This is a genomic window from Petrotoga sp. Shatin.DS.tank11.9.2.9.3 (assembly GCF_003665005.1).
GTDB classification, from domain to species: Bacteria; Thermotogota; Thermotogae; order Petrotogales; family Petrotogaceae; genus Petrotoga; species Petrotoga mobilis.
Genome location: NZ_JGVT01000005.1, coordinates 109422 through 132578, shown reverse-complemented (window position 1 = coordinate 132578; position 23157 = coordinate 109422). Strand labels below are relative to the sequence as shown.

Annotated in this window: 17 protein-coding genes; 15 read left to right on the top strand and 2 right to left on the bottom strand. The window is 32.1% G+C overall.

From position 1 onward, the window contains the following. Window positions 1-2: 2 nt before the first annotated feature. Together flgN and BZ25_RS05600 are read right to left on the bottom strand one after the other, a co-directional pair. Window positions 3-500, bottom strand: coding sequence for a flagellar export chaperone FlgN (gene flgN, locus BZ25_RS05605; protein WP_103064564.1), 498 nt, complete (start codon window positions 498-500; stop codon window positions 3-5). 5 nt (window positions 501-505) lie between these two features. Then, a complete protein-coding gene (locus BZ25_RS05600; RefSeq protein WP_012208244.1) occupies window positions 506-775 on the bottom strand; it encodes a flagellar biosynthesis anti-sigma factor FlgM in 270 nt (89 codons plus the stop codon). 260 nt (window positions 776-1035) lie between these two features. On the opposite strand from BZ25_RS05600, the gene BZ25_RS05595 reads away from it, so the two are divergent. The 15 genes from BZ25_RS05595 (at window position 1036) to BZ25_RS05520 (ending at window position 22814) form a co-directional block, all read left to right on the top strand. Then, window positions 1036-1686 (top strand): peroxiredoxin, encoded by a 651-nt coding sequence (locus tag BZ25_RS05595; RefSeq protein ID WP_121514553.1) that lies wholly within the window; start codon window positions 1036-1038, stop codon window positions 1684-1686. Window positions 1687-1807: 121 nt separating this feature from the next. Then, window positions 1808-2881: a Xaa-Pro peptidase family protein gene (locus BZ25_RS05590; protein ID WP_012208246.1), complete on the top strand. Its 1074-nt coding sequence runs from the start codon at window positions 1808-1810 to the stop codon at window positions 2879-2881. A 185-nt stretch (window positions 2882-3066) separates the two neighbouring features. After that, a complete protein-coding gene (locus tag BZ25_RS05585) occupies window positions 3067-3648 on the top strand; it encodes a cyclodeaminase/cyclohydrolase family protein (RefSeq protein WP_012208247.1) in 582 nt (193 codons plus the stop codon). Then, window positions 3648-4775 (top strand): tRNA guanosine(34) transglycosylase Tgt, encoded by a 1128-nt coding sequence (gene tgt / locus BZ25_RS05580; RefSeq protein ID WP_121514554.1) that lies wholly within the window; start codon window positions 3648-3650, stop codon window positions 4773-4775. The genes BZ25_RS05585 and tgt overlap by 1 nt, the downstream gene beginning before the upstream one ends. Window positions 4776-4799: 24 nt before the next feature. After that, window positions 4800-5156 (top strand): hypothetical protein, encoded by a 357-nt coding sequence (locus BZ25_RS05575; RefSeq protein ID WP_012208249.1) that lies wholly within the window; start codon window positions 4800-4802, stop codon window positions 5154-5156. Window positions 5157-5242: 86 nt separating this feature from the next. Further along, window positions 5243-5626, top strand: a complete 384-nt coding sequence (locus BZ25_RS05570) for a hypothetical protein (RefSeq protein WP_121514555.1) — start codon at window positions 5243-5245, stop codon at window positions 5624-5626. A gap of 30 nt (window positions 5627-5656) precedes the next feature. Next, window positions 5657-7447: a tetratricopeptide repeat protein gene (locus BZ25_RS05565; protein WP_121514556.1), complete on the top strand. Its 1791-nt coding sequence runs from the start codon at window positions 5657-5659 to the stop codon at window positions 7445-7447. 36 nt (window positions 7448-7483) lie between these two features. Continuing rightward, window positions 7484-10300, top strand: coding sequence for a hypothetical protein (locus BZ25_RS05560; protein ID WP_121514557.1), 2817 nt, complete (start codon window positions 7484-7486; stop codon window positions 10298-10300). 37 nt (window positions 10301-10337) lie between these two features. Continuing rightward, complete coding sequence (locus BZ25_RS05555; protein ID WP_121514558.1) at window positions 10338-10517, top strand: hypothetical protein; 180 nt, start codon at window positions 10338-10340, stop codon at window positions 10515-10517. Window positions 10518-10739: 222 nt separating this feature from the next. Beyond that, the gene (locus BZ25_RS05545) at window positions 10740-13505 is read left to right on the top strand and encodes a hypothetical protein (RefSeq protein WP_121567459.1); all 2766 of its coding nucleotides are present in this window, start codon (window positions 10740-10742) and stop codon (window positions 13503-13505) included. 88 nt (window positions 13506-13593) lie between these two features. Continuing rightward, window positions 13594-14823: a hypothetical protein gene (locus BZ25_RS05540; protein WP_121514561.1), complete on the top strand. Its 1230-nt coding sequence runs from the start codon at window positions 13594-13596 to the stop codon at window positions 14821-14823. 114 nt (window positions 14824-14937) lie between these two features. Beyond that, window positions 14938-16095: a 23S rRNA (uracil(1939)-C(5))-methyltransferase RlmD gene (rlmD, locus tag BZ25_RS05535; RefSeq protein ID WP_121514562.1), complete on the top strand. Its 1158-nt coding sequence runs from the start codon at window positions 14938-14940 to the stop codon at window positions 16093-16095. 231 nt (window positions 16096-16326) lie between these two features. Continuing rightward, window positions 16327-19401: an ATP-binding protein gene (locus BZ25_RS05530; protein WP_121514563.1), complete on the top strand. Its 3075-nt coding sequence runs from the start codon at window positions 16327-16329 to the stop codon at window positions 19399-19401. A 156-nt stretch (window positions 19402-19557) separates the two neighbouring features. Next, window positions 19558-20184, top strand: a complete 627-nt coding sequence (locus BZ25_RS05525; RefSeq protein WP_121514564.1) for an SGNH/GDSL hydrolase family protein — start codon at window positions 19558-19560, stop codon at window positions 20182-20184. A 467-nt stretch (window positions 20185-20651) separates the two neighbouring features. Then, complete coding sequence (locus BZ25_RS05520; RefSeq protein WP_121514565.1) at window positions 20652-22814, top strand: AAA family ATPase; 2163 nt, start codon at window positions 20652-20654, stop codon at window positions 22812-22814. Window positions 22815-23157: the final 343 nt, after the last annotated feature.

Below are 23157 nucleotides of genomic sequence, written 5' to 3'. Positions count from 1 at the left end.
CGCTAACCCCTCCAACTTCTTGAAGTTAAATCTTTGTTCAATCTACTACCCTTTTGAGAGTAAGTTTTGCTGTTCGTAATCGATTCAGGATTCAAAATTTGATATATAAAATTGTTCAAGTTAGATTGAAATGAAATGATGTTACTTAAAAGATCGATTTCACTCACTAACTCCTTTAAATTTTTAACTAGTTCTGAAAAGAGAAGTGCAATTTCATAATCATTCTTTGAAAAATAATCAATAATCGATTCTAATTTGTTCTGTATTCTTTCTTCCAAACATATTTTCGATATTAACTGTGCTCTTAAACCTTCTATTTTTTTAAAGTTACTTGCTAATTTTTCAATCGTCAAAAGGGTTGAATTAATCTCTTCGATAGATGCTTTTTTTACTAAGCTTTCCCTAAGGTTATAAAAAGATTTTTTTAACTCTATTAAACTAACGTTCTCTTCCTTTAATACTTTTTTTATCGCTTCTAAATCATTACTAATGTTGGTCACCTACTTCACTCAAACATTTTGTTTACAATTTGGTCTACATTGATATTATACGAGCCATTTTCAATAGATTCCTTCAATTTCGATACCAGTTCTTGTCGAATTTCTGGTATCTTACTTGATAGTTCTATATACTTCTTTGATTCTCCTGTAATCCTATTTGCACTTTCTAGGTTTTCAGATTTTACCTGCCTCTTAATAAAATCCTTATCAAGCCTTTTTCGATTTATTTTATCTAAATTATTACCATCAGCAGGATTGATATTGTTGATATCCATAATTTAGTCCCTCCTTTCAACAATTTGAATTTCATATGTATTATCGTCCACAATTATTATAACATTAGAAGTTTGTAGCAAAATTATTTTTTTCCAAAGACTTTTATACCTTTGTAGCAATAATAAAGAAATATAAATTTAAAAATTTTATTTATTTTTTTACTTGACTTTTCTATTTTTTAGGTATATAATTTTTTTAGACAAACCTAAAAAATAGATATTTCATAAATAAAAAATCATCAAATAGGAGGTAGGTAAATATGGAAGGAAGGATTCCTTTAATTGGAGAAAAGTTTCCTGAAATGAAAGTATTAACAACGGACGGTGCAAAAGAACTACCAAAAGACTACAAAGGAAAATGGTTGGTGCTCTTCAGCCATCCAGGAGATTTTACACCTGTTTGTACAACAGAATTTGTTGAATTTGCAAAAAAGCATGAAGATTTCAAAAAGATCAACACGGAACTTTTAGGACTTTCTGTTGATGCCGTTCATTCACATATCAAATGGATGGAATGGATCAAAGATAACCTTGGAGTAGAAATTACTTTCCCTATAATAGCTGATACAATGGGAAGAGTAGCCTCAAGATTGGGAATGGTAGACCCCGAAAAAGGTTCCGCAACTGTTAGAGCAGTTTTCATCTTAGATCCTGAAGGAACCATTAGATTGATCATGTACTATCCTTCTGAGGTTGGAAGATACATCGAGGAAATATACCGAGCTGTAAGAGCTTTACAATTGGCAGACAAAAACAAGGTAGTAACCCCAGCCAATTGGCCTGACAACTCAATACTTGGAAGTAAGGTAATAATTCCACCAGCATCAACTTATGCTGAAGCAATGAAGAGAAAAACGTCAGCCGAAGAAGGATACGATTGGTGGCTAAAGGTTAAAGAAGTTAAAGAATAATACTAAACCCCAGCTAGTAGGAAGTAGATAAGATATTATCTACTTCCTACTTTTTTATGATACAATTATGAATATAAAATCGAATGAAATTAGACACTATTCATGGGAGGCGCTTTGAAGGTTGCGTAAAGATAGAATAGAAAAACTTCTCAATAAGATGGCAAAAAATAATATTTATCAGGCAATAATATCCTCACCACCTTCTCTTTACTATTTTCTGAATGAGTGGTTTGAACCCGGTGAAAGATTGTTGGTATTATTCGTAAATACTTCTGGCGAAGTTAAATTGCTAGTCAACGAATTGTTCCCGGTAAATACTGTTGAAGAAGAAAATTTAATCAAATATTCTGATTCAGAAGATCCCCTTAAAATTTTATCTTCTCTTATTGAAAAAGATAAACCTATAGGCATAGATGGAAGTTGGGAAACCCGTTTTCTTTTAGGTTTAATGGATATTATTAAAGATTTATCTTTAAAACAGCTTTCTCCAATAATTAGTGAATTAAGGATGGTAAAAGATGTTGATGAAATAGCGTTAATGAGGTCTTCTTCTTTATTAAATGACTCAGCTATGGAAAAGGTTATAGACCTAGTATCAGAGATGCTTCCAGAAAAATACTTAGCCAAAGCCATCAAAAATATTTTCGAAAGAGAAGGAGCCGATGGAGTTTCTTTTGAACCTATAGTAGGATACGGTCAGAATACTGCTAATCCTCATCATATGCCTACTAATGCAAAGTTAAAAGATGGAGATGTCGTATTACTAGACATGGGTTGCATAAAAAATTATTATTGTTCAGATATGACAAGAACAGTCTTTTTTGGCAAACCTATTGAAACCTTGAAAAATATTTATCATATAGTTTTAGAAGCCAATTTAAAAGCTATTGAAAAAATAAAACCTGGCCTTAAGGCGTCTGAAATTGATGCTACCTCGCGTAATTATATAGAAAGCAAAGGATATGGAAAGTACTTTACTCATCGAACAGGTCATGGTGTAGGGATAGAGATTCATGAAAAACCTTACATATCTTCAAATAGCGAAGAAATTCTAACACCTGGCATGATCTTTTCAATAGAACCGGGAATCTATTTACCTGGTGTCGGCGGAGTAAGAATAGAAGATCTGGTTTTGGTGACTGATAATGGTTGTGAAGTATTAAATAGGTATCCAAAAGATTTCTTGGTAATTTAATCACTTCTTATGCTTTCGATCAATTCTTTGCTACTAATTGAAACTAGAGTCTTTTTTCACTAATTTAGTTAGTACCCTCCGCTTCGCTGAACTCATTTTGATTTTCTTTCACACTTAACAATCCTAAAAGTATGGTATAATAAAAGTACAGATACTTCAATTTTTTTGAGATAGGAGGTGGATGAATGTATAAAAATATGACTTTTGAGGAAATTTTAAATAAAATTTCATCCACAGATCCAGCTTCGGCTGGAGAAACTGTCACAGCTTTAGTAGGGGCTTTAGCGTCTGCACTGGGTTACATGGTTGCAAATTACACTATCTCCAATGAAAATGACAAGGATTATGAAAATACGCTAGAAGTAGCTTTAGAAAATCTTATAGACATCAAAGAAAAACTTATGGAATACGCTGAAGAGTCTTCTAAATATTCAGAAAGGATCCAGAATGTCATGGAAGGAAAAGATAAGGACAAATCTTTAACAGGTGCCGCCATATTTTCTTTCAACATGGCAAAATCATCTTATAACATTCTAAAAAATTGCTTTACCTTGTACAAATATGGCAACCCCGTACTAAAACCAGAAGCAAAAATCACTTGTTATTTAGCATGGGCAACGTTGAATTCCGCCATTATTTCTGTTGAAGCAAATTTAGAAAAAATAAAAGAGGAAAAAGTAAGACAAAACCTTTTAAATGATACAATAGAGTTCAAGAATGAAGCGGATTCCTTGTTAAAGGATTTGAAGGAGGAAATAAAAAATTAATGGATGATTCACCTATAAAATTTGAATTAATTCATATTGATAGATACACTGGGGCTAGGCGTGGGCGAATCGTCACAAAACATGGCACTATTGAAACACCAGTTTTTATGCCTGTAGGTACGAATGCAACCGTAAAAACTTTAACTAACTCGTTATTAAACGATATCAATACTGAGATAATATTAGCTAATGCTTTTCATCTTTACTTAAGACCAGGCTTAGAGGTTCTTGAGCATTTTCAAGGTCTTCATAACTTCATGAACTGGGAGAAGCCGATTTTGACAGATAGCGGAGGGTTTCAGGTATTTTCCTTACCAAACACTAGATTAACTGATGAAAAAGTAATTTTCAAATCTCCACTGGATGGTTCTCAAATAGAGTTAACTCCCGAGAAATCTTTGGATATACAAAAAGTAATTGGATCAGATATTGCAATGGTTTTAGATGTATGTATAAACTCCTTGTCTGGGTACGATGCTGTAAAAGATAGTGTGCAAAAAACTTTTAATTGGGCTTTAAGATCCAAACGATATCATAATAGCAACGGACAGGCATTATTCGGTATAGTTCAAGGAGGCCTCTTTGAAGATTTAAGAAATCTCAGTTTGTCTCAGATAACCTCTTTAGATTTCGATGGTTATGCCTTAGGAGGATTAGCCGTAGGAGAAAAATACCAAGATTCTGAAAAGATTTTAAAAGCTTTTGGAAATAAATTACCTGAAAACAAACCAAGATACATAATGGGGATAGGTTCTCCCACCATGATGTTTTTATCTGTAGAAAACGGTTTGGATATGTTCGATTGCGTCTTACCAACAAGAATGGGAAGACACGGAACAGCATTAACCTGGAAAGGAAAACTAAACTTAAAATCCTCAGAGGTTAAATTTGATCAAAAACCTATTGATGAAAAATGTGATTGTTATACATGTAAAAATCATTCACGTGGTTACATACACCATCTTTTTAAAAAAGATGAGGTACTCGGGAAAATCCTTTTAAGCATTCACAATCTGCGATTCAACATTTCTCTGGTAGAGAAAATGAGAGAAGCTATAGAAAATGACGAATTTAAATTTTTTAAAGATAAATTTTTTAGCAGTTCAACATATTCTTTAACTAATTAAAGCACTAGAAAGGAGGGATCCCCAGTGAAATCGTTTATAAAGTACTACAATGAAATAAAACCTTTATATCAAAATAAATTAGACCTTACCAAAAAATTCCAAGAGATCCCCAGTCTTTTTTCAGAAAGTGTAAGTAAGTTACTAGAAAACATTTATGGAGAAGATAACTTAGATAGAAAACTTATAGAAAGTTATATAGAATTCGATCCAGATAAAGAGCCTTATTTTAAATTAAAAAAAGAACTGATGAATTTTTTAGTTGAAGATTGGACTGATAGTGATCTTCCAAGCATTTTAGAAAAAATGGCTAAAGCTGCCTACGCTAGATATAAACATATAATTGAAGATCATGATAGAACCGAAACATTTAGAATGGAATGAAAAATAGAGTTAAAAAAAATTTGTCAAACCTGGGGCAGCATCCCCAGGTTTATAAGTTATAAATAAAATTAGAGAAAGGTAATCAAATGAATGATAAAAATAAAGATATAACCAAAATAAAAGATATGTTTTGGAAAGCTTTATTCCTTTTATACATAGTTTTTATTATATATCTATCGGTTTCCAAACCCATAATTAATTATAGTAGTTTCAAAGGAGAAGACAAAATAGTTCATTTTGTTTCGTATTTTTTGGGTGCCGATTTTTTCTTTATGGCTTTTTTCAAAAAAAGTAAAAGATCTTATTTTATACTTTTTTTGATTTTTTTTCTTTTAGTTCCCTTACTAACAGAATATTTTCAAAAATTCAGTATTTATCATACATATAGCCATTTAGACATGGTTACAAGTTATTTAGGTGCCGTGTGTGGTTCTCTTTTTTTTGCCTTCAAATATAAGGCTTTCAATTAGTTTAAAAAAGTATGAAGAGGTGCGTTTCTTTTGAAAGAAGTAAAATATGCTATAGTTTACCTGAATATTGATCCCAATTATGCAAAGTTGAATAATCTCCCTGTAAAATTACCTATTTTAGTGGAAGATTTTCAAAAAGCAAGAAAAACCAATAAAATACCTTTGGACATAATTATTAGAGGATTAGAAGCTCAAATTGATATAGATAAAAACAATCAATATTACTTATCTTACTTGGTTTATTATTATTATGAAGCTTTTAAAAAATCCCTCAACGATACAGATTTTGAAAAGGCGAAGGAATTTTTAGATAAGGCAGGTAAAATTTACCCCGATTATCGATTGCATTTTTATACTGGATTATACTACAAAAAATTAGGAAATCTTGAACTGGCAGAATTACATTTAAAACAATCAATAAAAGAAAAGCCAAATTTTGCATATGGTTATTATGAACTCGGTAATCTTATGTATGAAAGAAATATCTACGACGAGGCGATAGAATACTACTCTAAATCCGTCGAACTTGAAAAGGACTTTACGTTAGGTTTTCTGAAGATGGCAGATGTATACATGGAAAATGGCAGATTTGAAGAAGCTATACCACTCCTACAAAATTGCATAGAAATTGATAAAAATTTTGTTCCTGCCTATGAAAGATTGGGTGTTGCTCTGAATATGCTTCAACGCTATAAAGATGCACACAAAGTCCACCAAAAAGCTTTAGAAATAGATAGCAATAGATATGAAATTTATTATAACGATGCTCATTCATTGGCTAGATTAGGAAACCACAATGAGGCGATAAAAGCCTTAGAGAAAGCCGCTTCGTTGAATGAAACAGACTATATACTTCACGAATTAGCTTTGGAATATAAAAACATGGGAAGATATTTACAAGCAATTGAAACAGAGGAAAAAGCTTTAAAATTAGCTTCAGAAGAAAATAAAGACCTTATTGTTTTAACTTTATTAAAACTCTATGTAATAATAGAAGACGAAGAACAAGTGGAAATATACTTTGAAATCTTGAATCTCAATTCTGACTTTCACGAAGCCGCTGTTAATTTCAAAGTATTGTTCGAATTATCCCAAGGTAGAGTAGAAAAAGTGAAAGAGATATTGTTAGAAGAATCCGTATCAAGTTTTACTCTACTAATAGATAAATTAGATAGATTAGATTTTTACATCTCCAAACTTGAAGATTTTACAGATAAAAATATCTCTGACTCAATATTTGAAAGTATAGACGAATTTGGCAACATCGACCCTTTTACTTTGTCGGAGCATCTGGTAGCTAAAGGAATAGAACGCCCATTCATTAGCTGGTTAAAAGAGAGTTCAATAGAGTCAAAGTCATATCCAGATGGTGTTGAATTACTCACAAACGGCCTACTTCTTTCTGGCTTTAATTACGGCCTATCGGAAAGGGTAGCAACAACTATATCACAGTTTCTTTGGAAAGACGGTGATGGGTTAGCTTTCGGTAGATTACTCTTAAGATTCTACCAAGATCGAATCTTAGGAGAATCGTTACCCTTAGAGCCCTTTATTCAAGAAAATGTGGAAGAAATCAAAGATATGTCTTTTACTTTTGCCCAAATATTTGCTAATTACGAAGAACATTTGATGGATTTCGACTCGATAGTAGATTTTAAAATAAATAACTTTAAAGATGCTCTAAAAGTTTTTTTGTCCATGTTTAGAATACAAACTACAGCCGAAGAAATAACTTCAGTCAAATTCAAAGATCATAACACAAAAATTTTATCTTTATTCATACAGAATCTTAACTCGATTTCCAACTCTTTTTTGCAGTAAATTCCATACCAAAAATAAATTTTTTAGAGGTGTTACATGAAAAATTATTTAATAATATTTGTAGTGATTTTATTTTCCACTATTACTTTTGCTTTGAATATAAATATTCTCTCCCCACAAGAGAATGCCCAAAACGTCGATATAAGAACTTCTTTTAGATGGCAAACCATAGACGCAGAAGGAAAAGAGCTTAGATATAAGATCTATATCTCTGAAGATGCCAATATAGACGAAAAAGATTTGAAATTGGAAAATATTTTTTCAAACTTTTATACGGGAGACGTCTTAAAGCCTGAAACAACTTATTACTGGAAAGTAGAAGGAGTTGATCAGGATGGAAACGTGTACTCCAGTAAAACAGCTAAATTTACTACAAGAAGTTTACGTGCTGGAGATGCATATATTATCATATTTGAAGAGTTTGATAAAATTTTTCCTTTAGGTGATAACTTCCTGGGCATATCGAAAAACAAAGTTGAATTAATGAATGCCAATAAAGTTATAGTAAAAACGGTTGATTTTGAACAAAATATTGAAAATGGATTCTTGACAAGTAAAGCTGTTTTTCTAGTTACTCAAAGTGAAACTTATATCTTTGACTATTCTCTAGAAAAAAGGGAACAATTAAATGTCAAGATTAAAGGTTTAGCAGGAGAAAATATCTTTTACAGTGAAAATGAAATCTTTTCGATAAGCGACGATTTCCAGATACAAAAACAAATCGATTTCAACAACATTCAAAAAGCCCTAGTAAAAGATGGATATATCTATCTTTTAACTGAGGATAAATTTGTTAAAATGAATAGTAATTTTGAGACCGTTGAAAGTTATGATTTTAACGATAAAACTTTCGATTTCGACTATCTTGAAATTCAAAATATGACTTTATTCCCCATACTGACTAATAATAACATTATACTCTTAGACACCAACCTGCAAAAAATGTCACAACTCGACTTTCAAATTGAAACTCAAAGATATCAAAGAAAGATATACACATATTACGACAAAATAGTTCTATTATCCGGTTCAAAAAATCTTAACTTTTATGATTCTGAATTAAATTTAATCAGAACTTTCACATATGAAGAAAATTTCAATTATTTTGTCCCTGTTAACAAAGATAGATTCATATTAGTAGGAGAAAGTATTAAATCCTTCAATTTGGAAGGAAATTTAGTTTGGAACTATTCCACAATAAATAAATTCCAAATAATCGATGAACCCTTAGTATATGACAAAGGTTTAATGGTAGGGGTAAAAGACTTTTTAACTCGATTTTTAATATTTTATGATGATTTCGATTCTCAATACTATTTTACTCGATACATCAAAGAAAAAATGTCTTTACCTCAACCAATCGAAGAAATAGTGGCACCTCCATCAACAGTAACTGTCCAAGCTACCCCCATTACGCCCCAGGCAACGGAAATAACGCCTGAACCCACACAAATCACGGTACCAGAGCCAATAGAAGAAGTTATTACGGCACCTTCTACTCCTGTTGATATAACTGTTGAACCTACGCCATCAACACCTCAGGCTACGGAGATAACAGCCGAACCTACTCAAATCACAGTACCTGAGCCAGTAGAAGAAGTTATTACGACCCCTTCTACTCCTATTGATATAACCGTTGAACCTACTCCATCAACACCTCAGGCAACGGAGACAACGCCCGAACCTACTCAAATCACAATACCAGAGCCATTAGAAGAAGAAGATATTACGGCACCTTCTACTCCTGTTGATATAACTGTTGAACCTACGCCATCAACGGCTGAAGCAACAGAACTAACTAAAATATTCTCTAAAAGTTTTGATGAATATATCTACGGAAGTTTGTACGATGAAGAAAACTTTTATCTATATGGTTATGAAGGCAAAAATGACAATTGGGATGCAAAAACATGGAAAATGGATCCATATGGAAATATTTTAAACGAAAGGTCGTTATATGCACAAAATACAGACTTTTTTAGAGATGCCATACTCACTAAAGATTCTACCGATAACACTAAGAATATAATCTACGTTGGCGATACCCTTTCTTACGGCTTAAACGGTAATGCTTACATTGTCTCTTTGACTGAAGATGGCAGCGTTAATTACCAAATAGATTACGGGGATATTGGTAGAGACAGCGGTATAAGTATTACAAACATTGACGAAAATAGTTACGCAGTCACTGGAAATTTATTCATCAACAAAAAATTATCAGATATATTCGTTTCAAAGTATTTAAACGATGGAACTAGAATCTGGACTAATAACTTTGGTGGCAACGATGTAGAGATTGCTTTGGATATAAAAAACTCTCAAGATCAAGGTTTCATGGTTTTTGGAGCCTCAAGGTCCTTTGGTGCAGGTGGTTTTGATATATACGTTTTAAAAATTGATTACTATGGAAATATGAAATGGTCTAACGTCTACGGTGATTCTAACGACAACATCCCCGTAGGGGTTATCAAAGACGGTAGAAAATACTACGTATTATTCGAAACTACTTCAACACCTATGAGTTACGGAATTTTAGAAGTAGATGAATTAAATGGATTTGGAGATTCTTTTGAATTTCCGTTAGAAGGATCGAATAAATTTTTAGGCTTTACTATAATAGATGGAAAATATCTAGCATATGGTTACAGTATTGAAAATGGGAAAAAAGCCGGAATCATCTACGAGGTAAATTTCGAAGAGGAAAAATTCGAAAAGTTAAACACTTACACTCTCGATTATGATTTTGAAATAATCAGTATATCAAAGCCCGAAAATCAAAATTCTATCTATATTTTTGGAAATACCACCATCAATGGGATAAATAATATCGCCTTAATAATAGATATATTATAATTTTCCCCTTTTTGAATATACAAAGGTGCTGATTAATATGAAAATATTAGACCCGGTTTTTAAGCCTCTCTTAATAAAACCACATCATCAATATAGAGAAAAGTTACTTAATTCTTTGATCGATAATAAAAGTAAAAATTACATTCTAATAAAAGCTCCTTCAGGATACGGTAAGAGCATTATTTTTAGTATGTATTTTGATAAATTGAAAGAATAGAAAGTATGGATTAGTTGCCCACAGGATTACTTTGATTTTGACACCTTCCTAAATCATCTAATCTATACTTTATCCAAAACTATAAATCTGAAAGTATTTGATGATGATTTAAAAAATAATATTTCTTTTTTTACGGAAGAAGAGAAGGTTGTTGAACTGTTAAACGCCTTTTCAAATAGTAAAGAAGAAATATTTATATTTGTTGATTCCTTTGAAAATGTTATGTTTGAAGGAAAAAATGAAAATCTTCTCAAATTGTTATTAAACTTCATACCCCAAAACGTCCATTTCCTTTTTACTACTAACCAAGAGTTTCCAATTCCTTTAACAAAATTTGCTATGGCAAATAATGTTTACACTATTCAAGAAGAAGAACTAAAATTTTCTTTTGATGAACTTAAAAATTATATCAGCACAAAAAAAATTAACTTGTCAGAAGACAACTTGTTAGAGCTATACCAATTGACCGATGGGATACCCACTTTTATTAACATTTTAACCACATACATAGAGACAATAGACCTAAAAAAATATGATGAGCTTATAGATTCAGCAAAAAAAATAGATGAGTATATAAACTTACTCACCGAAGTCTTATCAGAAGATTTAAGAGAGTATTTGAAAGTTTTCAGCTTAATGAATGAAATAGAGCCAAAGATTTGTAAAGCATATTTCAATCTCAAAAGCGATGAAAAAATTCACGAGTCTTTTGAAAAGTTATACGATTTAAACATGATAGAAAAAAAAGATCCGCATTACTACTATATGAATGAAATATTCCGTCGAACAACCTCCAAAGGCATTGGAGAGAGAGAAAAAATCCATATATACCAGACACTTTTTAACATATATCAAAAAGAGCAAGATTACTATGGACAATTTCATTGCTTACTGAATATGAAAGATTTAGAAAAAGTCTATGACTTCTTTCTCAACCATTCTGAGCTATTGATAAAAGATTTTTCAATCATCAAAAAATGGTTAGATTTAATACCCACCTCTTTTTTCAGCAACAACATTGAATTGTACTATTACCGCGGCGTTATAGAAGAGAAATATTCCATGTTTGATGAAGCTCTTTCAGATTATAGGCTTGTAAAAGATAATATTCATAAAATTTCCAATAAAAGTATTCTTGAGAATATAGATACACAAATAATAGGAATTTACTGGCATCAGGAAAAATATGAAAAGGTCATCGAAATGGGAAATGAATTGCTAAAAAGTATACCAAATGAAAATTACCAGAGCTTAACTTCCTTGTACAATTTATTGGGAACCAGTTATTCTTATCTTTCAAAATTAGATGAAGGGAAACTGTATTTAAACAAGGCTATGGAATTATGTGAAAGATTCAATTTTACAGAAATGAAACCCTGGCTTCTCAACAACCTTGCTTACAATATTTTTCTAATCGAAGGAAATTTAGAAAGTGCGGAAAATTTCTTTATTAAATCTTTAAAAAGCTTTGAGGATTCAAAAGATCTATACGGAAAGGCACTTTTAAATGCGAATCTTACCGATTTTTATATTGAAACCCAAAAATATGAGAAAGCTAAAGAACATCTCGAAGCCTTTGAAAGCATCTACTTGGAAACTAAAAACATCGCTTACCTACCCGTTCTAAAAATCTTGCAAGCCAAACTAGAAGTAGAAAAAAAAGAATTAAAATCTGCTCAAAAAAGTTTAATGGAAGCTGAGAATTATTATTCAAGATCAAAATTTCTACAAGCAAATTATTACTTTGTCCAATCCCTGTATCTTTTAAAAAAAGATGAACTTAAAGAATCTTTTTCAACAGTTGAAAAGGCTATAAAGATTGGCAAAACTATTTTCAACGAATATCAGATATTGAACTTTGAACTACAAAAAGTTCGGTTGTTGATACATTTAAAACAATTCGAAAAAGCCCTGTCATACATTGGAAAAATTATTCAGATTGCCACAGAAGGGAAAGCAAAATCAATACTAACTCAGGCGTTACTCTTAAAATTATTTTTAAGTAAATCATTCAACTTGTCTTCTTATAATGAAGATTTAAAAACATTTAATGAGTTATTATCAGATAACAATTACCAGTTTATCTTGCAAAAATATCCCGAAATAACGAACTCAATTGAAGATCTCATAGAAATTAATTTAGAAGCTAAAACACCTTCCTTAGATACTTCACTTAAATTGAGATTCGAAGCCTCACCAGAAATCTCTTATCTTGAATCAAAAAAAGCTTTATACCCTAAAATCTATCTCTTTGGCGAATTTAGATTAGTATGTGGTGATAAGGTTTTGACTATGAAAAAGGTGAGAAATCAAAAAGCCTTAGAACTTTTTAAATTTTTAACTTTGAATTATGATCAATGGATTATTCAAGACGTCATAATCGAAAATTTCTGGCCAAATTTACCTTTTGAAAAAAGTCGCCAAAGCTTATACGTAGCGCTTCACGACATACGAAAGAGATTTCAAGAGTTTAGTTTGGTTGAGGAATATATACTTCAAAAAAATAAAAATTACAAATTCAATGTAAATAAAGTTTATTACTTGGATTACGAAGATTTTATCCTCCATTTTGAAGAAGGAAATAAATTGTTTAAAAACAAACAATACTTAAAAGCAAAAGAACATTATTTAAAGGCTAAGAAACTTTACTCTTATGGTCTTTTACCTTCCAATATTTACGACGATTGGGCAATCCCAAAGATAGAAGATGCTGAAAAATCTTATCTGTCAATACTAGCTATTTTGTATTCATTAGAAAAAGAAAAAGACATTGTAATGGCAGAAAATTACTTAGACGAATATTTACGGATCGAGCCTTTCGCTGACGAAATGAACATTGAGTATATCAATCTTTTACTGAAAAAAGGTGAAAGAAAAAAGGCTTTGGATTATTACAAATATATCAATGAGTTGTACAAAAAAGAGTTAGGAACAGCTTTTAATTCAAAAGAAATAAATTACTTCGTCAAAGAATTCCAAATTTATTAATCTTCTCCAAAAAAGTTGTTTTAGATTTTTTTTAGATCTCTTTACTAAAATCTAATAAACAACTTTTTATAAAAGGAGAGGATTTTAAATGAGGAAATTAAGCATGTTCTTTATGATCTTAGCGATCGGTTTGCTCTTTGTAAGTTGCGCAACTTTACCAATCAACGGAGATGACATAACCAATCAAGTAGTTATAAACACATTTATTGGACTTGATCGAGAAAGCGTGGAGTTTTTAGCTTATCAAGATGGGAAAGATGGAACCTGGACAAAACTAAGTTCAACAAACGGCGTGTACACTTTTACCCCTGAATCAGCTGATGGAAATTTTAGCATCTATGCTGTCAACGAATGGTATGATTCTTGGAATGAGGAATTTAACTATGACATTCAAATAATGAATCTCAACACCACAGAAGGAAAAGAAGTACCAATAACCTTTGAGTACTGGCCAGATACTTTTGATGCTACATTAAATTTGAATTTTGCAAGTGATTTTATAGGGAAAAGTGCAGGCACCTTTTACGGTATTGGTCATGGATTTCCCTGGTTTAGTACGGTGGATGATTTAATATTCCAATTAGAAGCAATTCCTGGCACCTATGATTTGGTAATTTTAGCAGGAAGTCAAGGAGAAGATTTTTCAAAAATATATATTGACAGAGATAGATCAATAGCAGCTGGTACCGACGACGAAGACATTTCATGGTCTGACTTTGAAGACTTCACAACATACATTGCTACAACCACCATAAACGATGCAGACGCATGGGGTAGTTTGTTAGTGGGTGGAACAACCCCAATATTTACTTGGTTCGGAGATAATTCCCAGGTAAAAATCCCTCAATCTCTTGCAACTTCTGATGACTTATATGCTTTAGAATTAAGTCACAACGATTCTGAAAACTCAGTTTATAGATTATTTACAAAATTTACAAACTATCCGTCTGATATTGAAATTTTGGACACGCTTCCTTCTAGTACCTGGGAAAAACCTGCCTTTTCAGACAATACATTCACATGGAATCAGTATGATCCCCAAATCAGCAATCATGAATTGAGATTTTATAATACCTCTTTAGTAAATGATGATTGGACTATAAATTGGATGATAGTATTATCTTCTGGTTGGTTGGGAAGTGCAGATTCATATGAGTATGAAATACCAGATTTATCAGGTTTAGAAGGCTGGAACGATTTATGGTATCCTGATGTTGATTCATACCATCACTTTGAAGCGGTTTCAGGAACCGAAGATGATTTGACAAAATATTTAGACCCAATAGCTGGCATGGAAGAAAGTATAATTAGTTATTAGCCCTCTTCTTTAAATAAGGTTAAAGTAAGAAAATAACCATTTACCCCCGAAAAGTGTTAAAATTGAATTGTTCGGGGGTATTTTTTATTTTAATTATCGAAGGGGAGTCATAAAATGCAGATATGTTCAGCCTTTGGAAAATGTGGTGGATGTAGAAAATTGAATATAAGTTACGAAGAACAACTAAAAATAAAAGAGAACGGCGTTCTCTCGCTGTTTGATAAATATCAAATAAAGCCTAATAATTATCACGGTATCATGCCTTCTGTAGATATATATGAATACAGAAACAAAATGGAATACTCTTTTGGTAACGAATACAACGGTGGTCCTCTTGTTTTGGGGTTAAGAGGAAAAGGTAAGAAGTTCGATGTCTATTACACAAAAGATTGTAAGTTAGTGGATGATGATTTCAACAGTATCGTTTGGCAAACAAGAGAATTTTTCTTAAAAAAGAACCTACCTTTTAGAAATTACAAAAACCACTCAGGTTTTCTTAGAAATTTAGGAATCAGAAAAGGATTAAAAACAGGGGAAATACTTTTAAACTTGGTGACTTCTTTAGACAATAATTACTATCAAAAAGTAGACGCATGGAAAGAAAACATGTTGAATACCAACTTAAAAGGAAATATCGTCTCCATAATTCAAAGTAAGACTGAATCTAAAGCCAACGTTGTCAAAGCAGATGAAATAGAAATATTATACGGCAGAGACTATTTTTACGAAAAAATTTTTGATTTAACTTTCAAAATTGGTCCATTCTCTTTCTTTCAAACAAACACAAAAGGAGCAGAGGTCTTATACCAAACTGCATTATCTTATGCAGAAAATTCAGATGTTGTATATGACTTTTATTCTGGAACCGGCACAATATCATTATTACTTGCAAATAAGGCTAAAAAAGTTTACGGAATAGAAATTGTAAAAGAAGCGGTAGAGGCAGCTAAGCAAAACGCCATATTAAATAATATCAACAACGTAGAATTCATAAATAAAGATGTAAAAGATTTTGTTAAGCAACAAAGCAGCACCGAAAAACCTGATTATATAGTGTTGGACCCACCAAGGGCTGGATTACACCCAAATCTTATAAAATTCATAAAAACCCAGCAATTTAATAAAATTATCTATATTTCATGTAACCCTAAAACCCTAATACCCAATTTAAAAGAATTATCCGATCTCTACACAATCTCAGATTTTCATTTGGTAGATATGTTTCCTCACACTGATCACGTTGAGTCAGTAGTATTGATGACGAGGATATAAGCTTTAATATTACTAGATTTGATAGATTACATTTAACTTGCTTGTATGATCTAAAGTACTAAAAAAATAGGTACGAAATATTTTTGGAGATACTTTGACTCACGCTCATATCACTTTAGGATCAAAGTAAACGGCAAAGGGAGAAAAACAGACATTTAAATAGAATTGAACTAGATAATTATTTCAACAACTATAGAAGTCTTGCACTTTAAATAAATTAGGAAATGGGGGATGATTGAAGTGGATAAAACAAAAGATATTTTGAACTACTGGTATAATTTAGAATTTTTTTCACCGTTTTGGCCGTTAAAATCACAAGAGACACTTCAAATTAATAAACCAAGTAAGAAATTACCTTGGATAATAAAGGATGATCCTAGATACATTTATGATATTTATTTAGGCAAAATCAAATCTCAAGATTTGATTGAAGCCATGTTAGATTCTATCGGTGAAAAAGATGATTCTATAGAAAAAGATAGTTCACTGTCATGCATCTGTGCGTTTAAATTAGCATCTGACGGGACCTATATAGAGAATTCTTTTTCAGTTGCTCCTTTTGTGTGGGCAGTTGCTAAAATAATTGCAGAAAAGAATTTGAGAACAAATTTGAGTATTTTTGAAATAGATCGGCTGAACAATGAAATGAATGAGGTCTTAATATCTGTCGAAAAGAAACTCGAATTCAAAGATTTGAAAGATATTTATACTAAAATTATGAAAAAAATATTGCTTAATTTGCCCACGAGTGTTTTTTGCGCCATTATAAATAAAAAGTTTACTAAAAAGAACGATGAAGAAAATGATAATGAGACTAATATCTCTATTTTATCAAGTTTTTATGTCTCGGATATTGATATGATCAGACACAAGATTCAAAAAGAGGACAAAATTGCAAATTATATTGAATCGCTTAATAACCCAAAAATGAGCCGTCTAGAGATAGATGTTGATGCTTCGCAAATGAAAAAATGGGTATTACCGGAAAAATTTCCTCTAGGTAAATGGCCTTCGATTTATAGTCCATGCCTGATGCAACAAATAGCAATCAATATAGGAATATCAGATGAAGAACAACTTGAAAATATCTTTTCAGTAAATGGCCCTCCAGGGACAGGGAAAACTACTCTCCTGAAAGAAATAGTTGCTTCATATGTCGTGGATAGGGCAATATTACTGAGTAATTACCAAAAGCCCGATGAAGCTTTTAAAAAATGTTGGTTTGCTTCTAATGAGAATGAATATTTAAAGTATTATTATAAGCTTACATCTGAGCTAAACAAGTATGGCATTATCGTGGCATCTAACAACAACGCTGCGGTCGAAAATATATCTAGAGAGTTACCCCTTGCCGAAGATGTAAAAGAATGTAATTCAGGATTGTTTGATATTAATGAAAACAAGGAGATCTATTTTTCTGATATTGCTAAAACGCTTATGAATAATGGTCAAAAATGCTGGGGGTTGATTTCTGCACGTTTGGGTAAAAAATCAAATATTAAGGAACTAACACAAGTTCTTTGGTTTAATAAGAAAAATATTAATTTACAACAGCTATATAAAGAGGAATTGCCTGACTGGAAAGAAGCTAAGCAGGTCTTTAAAAATAAATATAAAGAAGTTTTAAGCTACCGAAAGGAGATAGAAAATGCAATTGAAAAAACTAATAAACATAAACAAATTGTCCATGAATATGATAATGTAAAAAATATGTTGTCTACAGCAAAAGACAGAATAACTGCACAGAAAGATTTATTTAATCAAAAAATCAAAGAACAAGAAAGTATTAAGCATCAATTTGACGTGCTAATAGAAAATAAAAAACTTCTTAAAAGTAAGCTTTCTTTTTTTAAACGGATGTTTTCCTTCCTCTTTAGAAAAGATTTTATTATATCGCAGATTAAACAAACAAAACAAGAGCTAGATGCAATGAAAATAAAACTTACAGATATTACCTCGGAATTAAGTCGTTTGAAAATCCAATTGGATAAAACCATAGCAGATTATTCCAAAGCACAAAGACATTTTAAAGAAAAAGAAAAAGCATATATGAATAGTTGCGATTTAATGAAAAGATATAAAGAACAATTTGGTAACAACTTTGCCGATGAGAAATTCTGGGAAAACATACCAAATAATGAAAGTTCACAAATGGCCTGTCCATGGACTGATAAAAACTACGATACCCTTCGGGAAGAGCTGTTTTACTATAGTTTAATGCTGCAAAAAGCATTTATCTTAAACTCAAAAGCTGTGAAACAAAATATCAGTTGCCTTATAAATATGTGGAACGGAAGTTTTTCAGAGAAGGATAAAATATCAAGCTATGTACACCTTTTAAACACGTTATTTTTAATTATACCTGTCTTGTCAACCACCTTCGCTTCGGTAGAAACATTTTTAAAATACATAGATAAGAGTGAATTGGGGACTTTGATAATTGATGAGGCAGGACAAGCTACTCCCCATTCAGCACTAGGAGCTTTATGGCGTTCAAAAAAAGCTATTATTGTGGGAGATCCATTGCAGATAGAACCTGTAGTAACTGTACCCAAAGAACTCTCAAAACAATTTGCTGAAGAATTCGAAATTCCAGATCAGTATAAAGTACAAGAGCTTTCTGTTCAAATATTAGCTGACAGTATAAATCCATACGGAGGATATCGAATGTATTCCAGCAAAAAGATGTGGCTTGGATGCCCACTCGTAATACATAGAAGATGTATAGATCCTATGTTTTCAATTTCCAATGAAATAGCGTACAACAACAGAATGTTCAAGCAATCAGCAGTTCCAAAACCAGATGTTTTACTATCAATTAAAGAGTCTGTATGGATAGATATTAAAGGTAAAGAAAAAGGGATCAAAGATCACTTTGTGCCAGAGCAAGGAGATAAAGCAATCGAAATGGTACTTAATGCATTTGAATTAAACAGTGTGTTCCCGAGTTTATATGTCATTAGTCCTTTTAAATCTGTTATACAACATATGAAAAGGTTACTTAAAGAATCTATTTATAATAATTATCAAGGGTATTATAAAAAAAGTCACATTGATAATTGGATTGAGATATCCTGTGGGACTGTTCATACATTTCAAGGTAAAGAAGCGAACGAAGTTATATTCATTCTTGGTTGCGATGAAAAGAGTGGAAGTGGAGCCGCACAATGGGCAGGAAAAAAACCAAATATACTTAACGTTGCCGTGACAAGAGCGAAATACAGAATTGCAATTATTGGCGATAGCAATTTATGGAGAAAAGTTTCTAATTTTGATGTTGCATATAAAATTTTAAGTAAAGAATAGAATATAACATTCAATACTTAATGCAAATAGTTATGGAAATATTCCCAAGAACGAATAAAGACATACTTTTTCAAGTAAGCTGCCGCTTGTGCTAATCTTAGCCTGATAGTATGATAATAATATAGTTGAAATTAATTCAAAAAGGGGGAGTTTGACATGCTTATAGAAGACAACGCAATAGTATTGTTTCAAGGAGATAGCGTAACCGACGCAGGTCGAGATTATAAAAATGATGCTGACCTTGGCTTGGGTTATCCTATGATAACGGCATCATGGTTATCAGCTGCACATCCTGCAAAAAACATCAGTTTTATAAACAAAGGAGTAAGCGGTAACAGGGTAAAAGATTTAAAGGAATGTTGGATGAGGGACTGTATAGCCTTAAAACCCACTTGGGTATCCATACTCATCGGTATTAATGATTGCTGGCGACGTTATGACAGCGATGACCCAACGTCGGTAGAAAAGTTTGAGTCAGATTATCGTTACATTTTGCAAGAAGTGAAAACGCAACTAAACGCTAACCTGATAATATGTGAGCCATTTGTTTTGCCTGTGACAGAAGAGCAAGCTAAATGGAGGGAGGACTTAGATCCCAAAATACACGTCGCGCGTAAGCTAGCTAGAGAATTCAACGCTATATTTATACCACTAGACGGTATATTTGCTCAGGCAGCAGCACAAAAGAAACCTATCTTTTGGCTGCCAGACGGCGTACATCCATCACCTGCAGGACATGCGCTTATAGCTCAATCTTGGCTACGGGCTGTGGAAGCGTTATAAAGAACACTCTAAAATCCAAGTAATTACTTCGCTCGTAGATGGTGACTTCCCCAATATAGTTTCTCCTAAGGATACCTGGAAACGAGTGTTTTTTATTAATCCAAAGCTTAAAACTTGAAAAAAACTATTACTCCGTCCGATAACCATCCTTTAGGCATAACGTCTCGCTTGCAGCCATTTCATGTATTGAAATATTTCCAGAGAAAGGCAATTTAAAATAGGCACGATTGAGAACTTTCGGAATATACATTATAAATTCGTTTGAGATAGCGCAAAGATAGCGAAAGCTATGAGAACTAACTTGTATATCATGGCACGAGTAGTTCATAAGTACATTTACGCAATGGCCTGTCAATGTGGGAAAGATGTTGCTAAAAATAGGATAAATGTGTCGAGATATAATAATGCAATAAACTATTGCGGCCAATCTCAGATATAAAGCTTACTGAAGGGGGTACTAAACTACCATGATTAAATTCAACTTAATCGAAAATGAGGAGATTTTTACAAGAGACTTTAGACCTTTCATGAAGAACAACGTAATAGACTTTGCCTCTACTGAAGAAATTGTGGCAATTTACGGGCCCAATGGCACTGGAAAAACCTGTTTTGTTAAAGTTTTAGCTGGAGCAAAAGGTACTAAATTAAAGTTTGAGATGGATGGAGTTACATACAGTTCAGGTTCTACAGTATTTCATGTCATTAATGACCAGAACAACAGAAATATTATCGCTGGCGAAACGAAAGACTTCTTCCTTGGTGACAACATAAAAAAGGAACTTGAACTGCAGAAGTACTTAGCCGAAGGCCGTGAAAAAATTATAGGCGAAATCATACACAAATTAAAATCAAATCACGGAATTTCTGCTGCAAGTAATCCCTTGCTTTCACTTATAACTAATACTGATATTGCTGAAATTGTAAAGGATATAGTTAATAGTAAGTCAAAAGGTGCAAAATTTTCAACTGAGGTAATAATTAATAAATTTGCTTCTCTTCCATTTGAAAGCATTACTTTAAGTGATGAGCAACAGGCAAAACTGACATTTTTAAAATCTGATTATGCAAGCAAAGATTCTCTAATCCAACAAATTGAACAACTAGGATCAAAAACACTTAACTCGAATCCTAATGTTTACGAAATCGAAGAGAATACGGAAGCTATTGGTATACTTAATCGTTTCCATAAGGATCAATGTATAGTTTGTGATACCACTGGCATTGACTGGCAGGCATTGCTGGCGGATAAAACGGATAATCGTGCAAAAGTCTTTGAAGCTATCGATAAAGATATTCAACCACTCATTAAAAAAATTATTTCTTTAGTACCTGCTACCGACCCATTTAACATCAAGGTTATGTTGCTGGATGCAATTAGCAATGGTACGAAAAGAAACATAGACTCCCTGATATCGGATTTTAAAACCATTAAAGGAATATTTGAACGTTTGGTTATTAACGAATTATCAGCGGTTTTTGACAATAGTGATTTGCCAGCAAAAATGAAAGAATATCAAGAATTGATAGATGAAAGACCCGAAATTTCTGAAGAAGATATGCTTTATATTGAAGAAATAATTGGTAATAGCATGAATAAAAAGCTTTCACTGGAACGTGACGAAAATAAAAATTTACGCATTACGTTATCCAACAATGAATTTTTGGGTAAAACGCGCGACCAGTTGCCATTAAGCACAGGTGAGCAAAATTTTTTGTCATTAACATTTGAGTTTTTAAAAGCTAAAAATTCAGCTTGCCCTATTGTTGTTATTGATGACCCTATTTCAAGTTTTGATTCAATATACAAGAATAAAGTTGTATATGCTATTGTAAAAATGCTTCATCATAAAAAACGAATTATTTTAACTCATAACACAGACTTGCTCCGCTTGCTTGACAGTCAATACAAAAGATGTTACAAGCTGTATTTGATGAATAATACTGATGGGGAAGAAAACGGTTTTATTCCACTTAATAGCAAAGAACAAGAAATGTTAATTAGCCTCGAAAAATTGCTTGCCACATTCAGAGGATCAATTTTCTATTGTATCCGAGATATGAATATTTTTCTCATTTCAATGGTGCCATTTATGCGAGGATATGCAAACATCATCAATAAGGAAACATTGACAGAAAACTTAACTCAGTTGATGCATGGCTATAAGGAGGTAAAAGTAGATATTGCCAAAGCTTACATTGAGTTATTTGGAAATAAGGATGGTGTAATACCAGATACCTATGAAGTATCGGTTCCAGATATTTTAAGCAAAACAGTGGATGGTGTAAACATTTTAGATAATTCTAAATTTCCTCTATTAGATAAAACTTTACGGCATTCGTTTACATACCTGTTTTTACGGCTTTTAGTCGAAAAGAAGCTTGTCGAAAAATTTAAAATAGATACTGATCAAAACAAACAGTTAGGTCAAATTATAAATGCGGCTTACCCTGATGAAAAGGATATTGCGCAAATACGTAATCGAATTAGACTCACATCTAAGAAGACTTTGATAAACGAGTTTAACCATTTTGAAGGAAATTTAAGTATTTTTCAACCTGCAATCGATATAACGGACCAAGCTCTTGATAAGGAAAGGGTGGATATCACTAATTTTGTAAACAGCTTATAAAAATTAATACACTAAAACGCTATAATATTTCTTCTCTTCGAGTGGTTGCTGTGGAAAAAATGTTTAAAATAAAGGTTCCAAAATTCTAGAATATGAAATTATTGCAAGAGGTATATAATATATTTGATGCTACGAAAGTTTTTAGTTTTGTTATTTAGTAGAGCATAATTTTTAACAATTGAAATTGTTATACCTTTTAAAAATTTGATGCATCATTGATGGCCTTGAAAAACAATTTGCTGTATAAATATATATATATAAGAATTCATTGAAATTCGTTGCCTTATCTGAACTCCGAGATACCCTACTTCCCAATCTAATTAACAGCGAAATTAGAGTCAGA